Origin of the sequence: Novosphingobium sp. 18050 (assembly GCF_902706195.1) — a bacterium.
GTDB lineage: Bacteria > Pseudomonadota > Alphaproteobacteria > Sphingomonadales > Sphingomonadaceae > Novosphingobium.
On the sequence record NZ_CACSJO010000007.1, the window covers coordinates 176,759 to 186,889 of the forward strand.

Consider the following 10,131-nt stretch of genomic DNA (forward strand, 5'->3'; position numbering starts at 1 on the left):
CTTCATCGTGTGGCGCATCACTTCACGAAATCCATCTTGAGGCGGCTGTCCCGTTTTGCGGCGGGCGAAGCCATAATGTCGACGAGCGTCTCGAGAGCGACGATGAAGGGGGGCTTCAGGCCTTTCTTCGGATCGATCTCCTTGTAGAGATCGGTGATGCTTGCTTCGACGGCTTGGCGAATACCGTTCCAGGCGCCCTGCGGGTTACCCTCCCGCAAATCGAGGTCGACGCCGGCAATGTCGCGCAGCGCGGTGACGAAGGCCTTGAACTCGCTCAGGTCCGCTTCCTCCGGCACGCCGGGGACATCTCTGCGGCTCACCTTATCCTGCGGCTCGAATACGGCGTCGCCGCCGAAATTCACATGTAGGCCGCTGACGTAGAAGCGCGCGGCGTTCTTGGCTTCCTCGTGCATGTCGGTGGTGTTGCGGATCATGCCGCGCACGACCTCGAGCTTGGCATCCTGGGTAGTGAACAATTGTGGACGCAGGTCCGCCGCGTCTCCGGCCGCCACGCTGAATAGTTGGAGGGTTCGAGTCACGTCGCTGCGGGCATCGGGCTCACGGCCGCCGTGGATCTTCTTGAAGATGCCCGCGCCCCGGCCGCAGAGCGCGAACGCGGGATTTTCGAGCAAGGAGGGGCGCAGGCCATCGGCGACGAGTTGCCGCACGATCTTGCCCATGTACCAGGCCATGCCACCAAGGAAAGTCTGTGCGACAAGCCGCAACTGCGCACCGGCACTGTACTGAAGCCGAGAATCCCAGTGCTCGTCGATCGCATTCGACAGTGCCGGCCCGCTAAACAGCATTTCGGCGAGATGAGGAATGTCATCCGCCTCTACGCCCTCGATGCTGCCCCCGGGACCGGAAAACAGCGCTTCCCAATGCGCCAGCCCGATCTGCGAGAGGAGGGCTGGGTTCTGGCTGATCGTACGGGTGAAGAAGTTCTGGCCCGCGAGCTTGAACGAGCCGATCCAGCGAATGTCGTCCCGGTCCCAGATGGTGACATCGGTGGTGCCACCTCCGATATCGAGCACCATGTTGAGCGAGCCCTTGATGAAACCGGCGTCGTTGAGAATGAACTGCGCCGCGACGAGGCCTTCAGGCTCGAGTTGGCCGACCCGTCGCGAACGCTCGGCCAGTCCAAGCGAGTATGGGCGGGTCATCTCTCGCAGGTTGTCGCTCAACTTGTCGCGCAATTCGCCGTCGAGCGAGTCCGGGGCAGAGAACCGCCAGCGGATGCGCCGCGGGTCACGCTTGCCGCCCGCCAGCGCTTCGGCGGCAATCAACATCAGGAATTGGCTCAGAAAATCGCGCGCGGCCTCGACGTGCTCGGCATCGTCGCTCCACTTGAGATTGAACTTGGCCTGGGATGCGACGCGCGAGAACTTGCGCAGCTCTTCCGCTTCGGCGTTGCGCGCATGCTTCTCGTGGGAGTGGAAATAGATCACGTTGCGGAAGACGGGATGTTTTTCCTGGCTTGGGTAGGCCATGCGGGTGAGCGCGACCGTCGGGGTCGGGGTGAGACGGGTCTCGGGCGGAAAGAACCAGCGGCCCAGCCAGCTCGAGTCCTGCAACGCCTGGAGCGACAGGTTGGCGTTCGCATAGGCCAGAGGATAGACCAGCCTGCCCTCGAAGCTGATGGGCCTGCCGTTGTCGAAGCAGGCGACGGTATTGGTGGTGCCGAAGTCGACGGCGACGTCAAAGTCACCCGCGCCGCTTGACGGCTCCATCGCGGGAATCTGCAGCAGGGCCATGCCGGCCGGCGCAGTTAGTCGATCGCCATAGGCCTCGACGTAAGTGATCACCTCGAAGGGGGAGGCGGAGAACTGCACGTCCTCATATTCGCCGACCGACTTCTTCTCGGATCTGGACCATTCCTTGCCACGATTTTGGAGATGGTAGCCCGGACCCTCGCTGCCGTTCAACTCCCGCAGTCGGTCGATCGCGGCGAAGCCGGCGCTCTCCATGCGCATTTCCTGCGCGATGAGCTGGGCCGAAAGTGCGCGGGTGGGACGCACCATGTAGCCCGTGCGGTTGGCGCCATAAATGAAGCGCGCGAAGTAGTTGCTCCAGGCGGAACTACGGAAATTGGGCCAGATCGCGGTATGATAGATGCTCCAGTCCTCGTCATCGACGAGTAGGCCGTCCCCATCGGCCGGATCGGTCGCGAACTGTCGGTTAAAGTCGAACGAGCGTCCTACCTCGGTGCCGTCCTCGATCCGCACGCGCAGGGTGAAGATCGCCTTGCCGGCGCCGACGTTGGCGCTCACCGTGTCGGCCAGATTGCCCTCGAAGAGCAGCGCGAGCGGCCTCAGCGGCGCGAGGATATCTTCCATCCCCGCAGGATTGCCGGCGAGCCGGGCGCCGTTTTCGAACCGTGCGACACGAGGGGTGAAGATGTCGTCGCCGGTCACAATCATCCAGCCAGAATTGGCCGCTTCCGCCCGCACGTCCTCAAGCAGCTTGGTGGAATTGAGCAACGAGGCGAGGTCGATGGTGCCCCATACCAGGGTACTGCGCGGATCGAACCGCGGATCGAGCGTCAGCGCCTTATCGACGAGGATGACACCCTTTATCTCGCCGAGGTCGACATCGGAACGGAGGCGCAGCCGTGTCGCCGAGGTCGTCGCAGGGTCGCCACGGAAATTGAAGTCGGCCGTGGTGAACAGGAGCGAATAGGGGAACCCCAGTTCGGCATGCCGCGAGGGCTTGAGCTCGGGCACAAACGGTAACGAACCGGCAAGCCGATCACATTCGACGCGGTACTCATGCAGCAGATGCCGGATGCGGTCGGCTGCCTCGCCATTGAACGTCCCGAGGTCGCTCCACAGCTTGTGCAACCAGGCCGACAGCACGAACAGGTCAGTTACGGGCAGGTGGCACTTGAGCGGATCGCGCAGGCCGGCCGAGTACCACGGGATATGCGCGAGGCCGAGGTCGGGCGTCAGTCGTCCCGGCGAAACGAGACAGGCAGGGTTACCCATCGCCACGGGGTGTTCATTGGCGAAAATGAGCAGCGGCTGTTCCCACAGCGCGAACTGGTCGCCAATAGCGACCTGCGGCGTGAGGTGGCCGAGCACGCGATCGAACAGTACGTCCGTATCCAGCCCGAAGGTGCGATACGACAGCGTGTAGACCTTGCGGTAGCGCTCCGACAGCGCGAACAGCGCCAACAAGCCGCGCCATTGCGCAACTGCGGTGGCGAACAGGGGATGATGGACGTCCCCCGAGATGAGCGCCTCGGCGAACGAGCGGGCCTGCGCCCAGGGGTCGGGAATGGCGCGCACCGGCTCGTGCGGGTCGATGAAGGGGGTCGCGTTGACCTTGAGCGATGCACCGAGCTTGTTCAGCGAGCCATCGGCCAGCTGCCAGCGGCCGAAGTTGGCGGGCTGGGGAAAGGGCGCGTTCTCGCGAAATGCGGGGAGGTTCCAGACGGGCATCGTGAAGTCAGGCTCCCTTGAGGCTCGCGGCCTTGGCCACGGTAGACAGCACACGGCCCAGGCCACGCGATTCGTCCGCGACCTCGATCCGTCCGTTGGTCAGGTCGTCGTGCAGCGCAGCGCTAGTCCGCGCCACGAAGTCGCCGCTGTCGATGCGGATGAGTTGATCGAAACCGTCAAGCACTTCCGTTTCCGTCATGGCCTGGCGGAGTTCCACCGGCGCCTTGGGCGAATCCGCTTCGACGACAAAGTGACGTAGGCTCCACGGGCCTTTCTGCCAATGCGCACGCGCCTGGTTCTCGATGGTGGCGGCCCACAGCATGACGTGATCGATGAGGGCGTCGAGCGCCTTGAGTTCGGCCTGGGCGTCTGCGGTCTTCTGGCCACCGGAAAGTTTGTGGACCCAGTTGCCCCGGCTCAGGAAGCCCTTGGGCGCGTCGATGAGGTCCTTCACGACGTAGCGCCAGTACACCGCGCAGCGCAGGAACTGGCCCAGCTTCGCCTCGATTTCCTCGTTGGAGGGAAGGTCGCTCCAGCGGATCACCGGGTCGTTACGCGCCGACACCATGACGCGCGTTGCGTCGCCCGGCGCCCCGGGCACGGCGGTGCGCTGGAAGAAATCGGTAACCGCGGTCGCCGCGAAGAGTTCCGGCGGAAGCGCGGGGTTGGACTGCTCGTCCGCTCCCGCTTCGTGGTAGTTAAGATGGAACAGGCTACCCCAACCCATCGCGTAGAAATGGTCGAAAGCGCGCTCGCCGCCGAACAGGTTGTCGTAATAGTTCAGCGCCAGTTGCGCCTTTGGCAGCAGCTCGTCCGAAGTCACCACGGCTTCGCCGTCCCCCTCTTCGTCGCGGAAGCTGAAATAGGGCAGCATGAGCATGCCGCCGATCGACACGTTTTCGCGGTTGCTGAACTCTCGCGATTCCCGCAGCCGATGCAGCGCCCGCGCCAGCGTTGGGAAGCCCGCGGCGCCGGTGCCGCCATAGGCCGAGCCGACGATGAACACGTTGACCTTGCGGCGGCCGGGATCGTCGAGCAATTCCTCCAGACGCTTCATTAACGAGCTGTCGCTTTCCAGCATCGCGGCGATCATTGCGGTGGCACCTACGTGGGCGCGCCCGCGATACCCCTTGCCCAGCGGTAGCCGCTGCTCTTCGCGGCCCGGCATGAATAGCATGTCGAACAGTGTCTTGCGATCGCGGTCGAGGTTGCTGCCGAGGATCGTCTCCAGTGTTTCGTCGTCCCTTTCCGGGCACCAGAGCGCATTCGCGCTGTCCTCGAACAGGGGGCGCACGTCGATTGCACCTAGGCTAATCCGGTCCGCACCGCTGCCGCGCCAATCGACGTAGTTGGCGCCGTGCATCTTACCCCATTCCTGGCGGCATGCCGCGATCGCGCTGATTAGGCGCCGGGTACGGGCGACGTTGCCGTTCGATTCGTCCTGATCGACGAGGCCGACGTGGATCGCCTCGATTGTCCCTCCCACCCCCGCGGCCATCAAAGCCAACGTCGATTCCACAACTTTGGCGCCCGTACCGCCGACGCCGATGACGATGTTCACGGTGTTGCTCATCGCGGGTCAGTTCCAGATTTCAGGGAGCGCCGTCGATGCCATCGGCACCGAAGGTTTGAGCGTCAGGGCCACTGCAAGCCCAGTGCCCAGCCAGAATGCCAAGGCAGTCCCGACATAGCCGGCGGTAGCGAGGAGCAGATAGTCGTCGTCGAGGAGCGTCGAGGCGACGCCCGCCAGCGAAACCTGGCGCCACCACAGGAAGGCAGTGGCGACGATGGCCACGACGAACATGGCGATCCAGACCGGCATAGCCTTACGCGCGTCGGACTTGCTGCGCACGTGGGGACGCTTGAGATTGGCGGTCACCAGAAACACCGTCGAGCACAGCCAAGATATGGCAAGAGCGGCGACGTACCAGCCAACGATGGTCGCCCGGGCGCCCGCCAGCAACTGGAGCACTTCCGTCTCCTCGTACTGCTCGCGCATAGCTTCGCTTGCCGTGTCGAAATGGCTGAGTAGGAGCGACGCAAGCGCATAGAGGAGGAGCGCAAAAACGATATGGACGGCAAGTGACTTGCCCGATCTCACCACGGAATCGGCAGGTGAATGCATCAGTATACTCCGGTGGAAAAGGTCTTAGTCGTCTACCTTGACCATGAACGTGAAGCCGATGATCGGTTTGTTGCGGCGCTCCGCAGCGGTCGCCAGCGCGGTTTCCATGATCCTGCCGAACTCGCTCAGGTTGAGCGTCGGGAACTCCCGCGGTGGCCTTTGGGCCACCATCATCGCGCGAGCCGGATCGAGACTCCACGAACCCCGCATCCATTCGGTACGCGGGTTGGGAAGGGTCAATGAAGTCCGCTGTACCTCACCGGTGACGAGGTAGGTGCCCTTTGCCGATAGTGCGGCGGCGAAACGCTTGGAGTCGAGCGTGAACGTCGCCAATCCATCGGTGACCTCTGAGTGCCAACCGGCCACGCCCTCATTCTGGGCAAGCCACGACTTGGCCGAGCAGGCATTACCGGATTTCGTCCATATCCGCGTGCGAACCCGCATCGGACCCGCCCACACTGCATCGTCCAGGAAACTACCCGGCTTCGGCCCGACCCACGTCGGCCCCGCGGCATTCGCGCGCATCGGACTGGCAGGTGCCTTAGTCATCGAGAAGCGTTGGATCGCCACTCCTGGCGTGACGGAGAACTTGCTGAGCTTGATCCGGGAGTCTGAACTCTTGCCTAATGGCGCGGTCTCTACAGGAGCATCCGGACCAGGATCGACCGCAAAAAGCGTTCGCTGGATCGCGCCGTTCGTCCGGCCCTCCGACAGGTATTTGGAGCCCGAATTGCCGAGCGCCTTATCGAAATCGAGAACGGCAGGCTTGCTTCCAACGACCACGATGTAAAGCGGATGGCGCCCCGTGTAGGGAACGGAGAACTTCTCCGTTCCCTCATCAGGAAGATCGTAGATGGCGCCGTCGAACGGAGCAGAAATCCCGTAAACGGCGATGACTTTGCCCGAGAACAGCAGATCGCTGAGCATCGGCTGCAAGGCGGCCAAGCCGCTCGAGCGGATTTCAGAATTGGTGAACCACAAGTCGCTCACTACCACGGCGAGATCATTATTGCCCGCTTTGATCTGCTCAAAGACATGATCGAGGCGGGATTCCGAGTTGTCGCAATTTTCCCGATGGATACCTGCGCAGGAATAGACTGCCGGCTCCAGTAGATGTTGGCCCGCAGCCGGCAGGTTCTCGCTGATGCGCGTCCCGAACGATCGGAAAGACGTGTCGATCCCGTAAAGCGCAAGCGCCCCGGGAAGCGTAGAGACGATGTCCTGGAAGGGACGCTCTAGGTTCGTGGCACCTGCCAGATATCCGGCCATGCTCCCCGACCGGTCCACATAGACCATCGCGGAGCGCTTGCTGGGATGGCCGGGGACGACACCCTCGCCTTTACCCGCACTATCCCGTGCAATCCAGCGCCGCGCTTCTGAAGGAAAACAGTCGAGCGGATTTTTTGGAGCTGGCAATGCTCCATCTTGGCCGCAAGCAGTCAGCAAACAGATTGCTGGCAAAGCCAGAATATTTACTACGTGGCGTTGAATCACTAGCCCCCCGAACCCAAATAGAGAAGTGCATGTAAGATAGGCAATTGTCCAGAGGTTTACGTGTCCTTGGTCTCGATTTTGGCCGCCCTCACAACGTCGCACCTGAATTTTTGCAATGCCCTACACATCTTGGGTCGACATGCTGCCTACGACATCCGCACAGACCTGCTCTCTGGATCCGGCGGGCACATCTATGCGTGGGGGCCGCGAGCTAGTCCTGAGCATGGGCGGTTCAGATGTCCACCGGCATCGCGTCGGTCGTCTCGGCTTGGGGCAGCGGCTTGATCTTCAGCGCGCCCATCACCTTGGGCAGCGCGGTGCCGATGGTGCCGAGACCCTTGGTCTGGAGGCCCAGCAGGTTTGCGGCGGTCTTCAGCTCGCCCATGCGGGTGAGCATCTGCGGGTTGCCGCCCACGCCCTTCATCACGCCCGGCGCCGCGCCGGCGAGCTGCACGTTGCGGTAGATGCCCAGCGCGAGGTTGGCGATGGCGGTGGCGATCACTTTCTTCTGCTGCGCATCGCCCGCCTGGTAGGCGGCGTTGAGATCGGCCGAGAGGTCTGCGCGCGACGTAAGAGTCTGGAGGTTCTCTTCCAGCTGCACCTTCTGGCCGTTGAGCTCGCCAAAGTTCTGCGCGCCAGTGATCGCGGCGATCTGCTCCTTCTGCGAGGCAAGGCCACCGCGGTCCTTCAGCGCCTGTGCGAGCAGCGCGGCCGAGATCATCACATTCTTCGTGGACTTCATCGCGCCGGTCAGGAACGTCGCGGCATCCGGGCCGGACACCTCGCCGTCACCGCCGCCGAGCATCTTCTTGCCCATGCCGCCAAGCGCTCCGAACTGCGCGGACGCGGTGATCGGGGCTGCCAGCATGGCGGCGGCAAGGACCATCGTGATCGTTTTATGCAACTTCATCGGTTACTCCTCTAGCATTACAGTTGCATAATTGATTGAACTCTGAATCAATGGGTCTCCATGGTAAGGAGGCTGTGGATGACAGGTGCATTGATCGAAACGACATTGGAGCTGTGGGCGTCCTCGCTGCGGGATGTGAAAAGCCGCATGCGGGAGCTGTTCACGCAGGAGCGAGTTGCAGTGTCTGCGAACTTGTTTCTGGACGGCTTGCTGAGTGACGAGCGCCGCAAGACGGGTTGGATGCGTGCCGAGGCTGCAGGGGATCCTGGTCCGTGGCGGCAACAGGCTATTCTGGGCCGAGGGCGATGGGAAGCAGACGCGCTTCGCGACATCGTACGCGACTATGTTGTAGAAAGCCTTGCGACCGATGACGCGGTCCTGGTCATCGACGAGACCGGCTTCCTCAAGCAAGGCCAAGCCTCTTGTGGGGTTGGGCGTCAATATACTGGATCGGCCGGCAAGATCACGAACTGCCAGATCGGTGTATTCGCGGCCTATGTATCGGCTCGCGGCCACGCGTTTATCGATCGTGCCTTGTATCTGCCGAAGAGCTGGACGAGTGATCCGGCACGACTTGCCGCACCCCATGTCCCTGAATCTGTAAATTTCGCCACCAAGCCAGCCTTGGCAGTTCAAATGATACAGCGGACGCTGGCGGCTGCCGTCCCTTTCTCGTGGGTCGCAGCGGACGCGGTGTATGGGGTTGGTGACGTCGAGCAGGCTCTGCGTCGGGCCTGCAAAGGCTACGTTCTCGGCGTAAAATCGGACCACTACTTTGCCTCATGGGCGGGCAAGCCCCCGGTCGCAGGCAAGGCGCAAGAGATTGCACAGGACCTTGATCCAGGCGCATGGAAACGCCTCTCCGCTGGCGAAGGCACAAAGGGTGCCCGCCTTCACGACTGGGCCTACTGCGAGCTCGCCGATCTCGACGCCGATGAATATGACGAGGCAAAATCAGGCGTGTGGACCCGGGGCCTCCTGATCCGCCGTAACATCAGCGACGGTGATCTGGCCTACTTCACGACCTGGTGCCCGGCGGGCACCGAAATACAGACTCTTGTCGCCGTGGAAGGCCGTCGCTGGGCGATCGAAGACAGCTTCGAAACGACCAAAAACGAGCTTGGCCTCGATCATAATGAGAGCCGCTCGTGGCATGGCTGGCATCGTCACGTCTCGCTCGTCATGCTTGCCTTCGCCATGATGGCGGTAATCCGATACCGCGCCAACGACATGACGCCCCCAAAAAGATCGAGGATGCGGACCATCAGGATCTGATCCGGTGGTCCATCCAGGAGGTCCGCCGGATCGCCAACAAACTGGCCCAACGTCGGATAGAACCCGCCTACATCATAGCGTGGTCATGTTGGCGACGGGCCCATCAGGCAGCGGCACAACGAGCTCACCTCAAGCACAAAATGCAACTGTAATGCTAGGGATGAGCCCGCGCGGCTCTCGATTATCGACCGCGCACACCGTACGTCCAGCGAGCAAAGCCAGCGCCGCATCTTCTGTAGTTTCCTATTTGCTACCGCGATCGCTAAAGAATGGTCGAAATCTGTGGAGTGCACCAAGATTCACATGGAGGTTACTACGGCTGGCGTTCACGACATCTGCTAGACGAACATGAACAGACGGCAGCTTCCATCTGACTTGGAAGGATATTTCCTACCGCTACTTTCTGCGAAACTGGTACGGGAACCCCTACGTTTGGGTTGTGTAACCAGAGGTCTGGAAATTCATTCGGGTCGGGACCGTTAAGCCGGTGCCGGGGCATGCCCCGGCACCGGCTGCCCATCTTCAGCATTCCATGGAGTCGCTACCCAACCATGGAGCAGACGAATGGACAAACGCGACGATACAGCGATCGAGGCAGTTCTGGAACAGTTGATCGAACACGGCCCCGAAGGGATTGCGGCCGTGTTCGCGCGCACCTTTGAGATGGCGATGCGCATCGAGCGTGAACGCTTTCTGGGCGCGCAGCGCTATGAGCGAACGCCCGACCGGCGTGGCTATGCGAACGGCTACAAGCCCAAGCTGTCAACCGAACTGAGGGTTTGACCCCCTTGGCGAAGCGAAGAACTGACCCCCGCTCATGGCATGGTGGTTTCGGTGTTCTCAAGCGTAGGTCCGGCCTTCTGCAGAAGGCCGGACCTACGCTTTTC

At 62.1% G+C, this 10,131-nt stretch carries 7 protein-coding genes; 2 read left to right on the forward strand and 5 right to left on the reverse strand.

Annotated features, from left to right (window positions below; translation table 11 throughout):
- Positions 1-17: 17 nt before the first annotated feature.
- The 5 genes from GVL61_RS09930 to GVL61_RS09950 form a co-directional block, all read right to left on the reverse strand.
- Positions 18-3,506 (reverse strand): hypothetical protein, encoded by a 3,489-nt coding sequence (locus tag GVL61_RS09930; protein ID WP_235037607.1) that lies wholly within the window; start codon positions 3,504-3,506, stop codon positions 18-20.
- The gene (locus GVL61_RS09935) at positions 3,448-5,013 is read right to left on the reverse strand and encodes a hypothetical protein (protein WP_159979455.1); all 1,566 of its coding nucleotides are present in this window, start codon (positions 5,011-5,013) and stop codon (positions 3,448-3,450) included. The genes GVL61_RS09930 and GVL61_RS09935 overlap by 59 nt, the downstream gene beginning before the upstream one ends.
- Positions 5,014-5,019: 6 nt before the next feature.
- Positions 5,020-5,565 (reverse strand): hypothetical protein, encoded by a 546-nt coding sequence (locus tag GVL61_RS09940; protein WP_159979457.1) that lies wholly within the window; start codon positions 5,563-5,565, stop codon positions 5,020-5,022.
- Positions 5,566-5,589: 24 nt separating this feature from the next.
- Positions 5,590-6,834: a hypothetical protein gene (locus GVL61_RS09945; RefSeq protein WP_159979459.1), complete on the reverse strand. Its 1,245-nt coding sequence runs from the start codon at positions 6,832-6,834 to the stop codon at positions 5,590-5,592.
- A 457-nt stretch (positions 6,835-7,291) separates the two neighbouring features.
- The gene (locus GVL61_RS09950) at positions 7,292-7,969 is read right to left on the reverse strand and encodes a hypothetical protein (RefSeq protein ID WP_159979460.1); all 678 of its coding nucleotides are present in this window, start codon (positions 7,967-7,969) and stop codon (positions 7,292-7,294) included.
- 60 nt (positions 7,970-8,029) lie between these two features.
- Between GVL61_RS09950 and GVL61_RS09955 the strand changes: the two genes are divergently transcribed.
- Both GVL61_RS09955 and GVL61_RS09960 read left to right on the forward strand, forming a co-directional pair.
- On the forward strand, positions 8,030-9,244 hold the full coding sequence (locus GVL61_RS09955) for an IS701 family transposase (protein ID WP_159979461.1): 1,215 nt from the start codon (positions 8,030-8,032) through the stop codon (positions 9,242-9,244).
- A gap of 564 nt (positions 9,245-9,808) precedes the next feature.
- Positions 9,809-10,027 carry a hypothetical protein gene (locus tag GVL61_RS09960; RefSeq protein ID WP_159979463.1) on the forward strand — a complete coding sequence of 73 codons (219 nt, stop codon included), beginning with the start codon at positions 9,809-9,811 and terminating at the stop codon, positions 10,025-10,027.
- Positions 10,028-10,131: the final 104 nt, after the last annotated feature.

Bases quoted from the DNA above. Each gene is read 5' to 3' on its own strand.
- GVL61_RS09935 (WP_159979455.1), bottom strand. From the start codon at position 5,013: ATGAGCAACACCGTGAACATCGTCATCGGCGTCGGCGGTACGGGCGCC.
- GVL61_RS09940 (WP_159979457.1), bottom strand. From the start codon at position 5,565: ATGCATTCACCTGCCGATTCCGTGGTGAGATCGGGCAAGTCACTTGCC.
- GVL61_RS09945 (WP_159979459.1), bottom strand. From the start codon at position 6,834: ATGGCCGGATATCTGGCAGGTGCCACGAACCTAGAGCGTCCCTTCCAG.
- GVL61_RS09950 (WP_159979460.1), bottom strand. From the start codon at position 7,969: ATGAAGTTGCATAAAACGATCACGATGGTCCTTGCCGCCGCCATGCTG.
- GVL61_RS09955 (WP_159979461.1), top strand. From the start codon at position 8,030: ATGGTAAGGAGGCTGTGGATGACAGGTGCATTGATCGAAACGACATTG.
- GVL61_RS09960 (WP_159979463.1), top strand. From the start codon at position 9,809: ATGGACAAACGCGACGATACAGCGATCGAGGCAGTTCTGGAACAGTTG.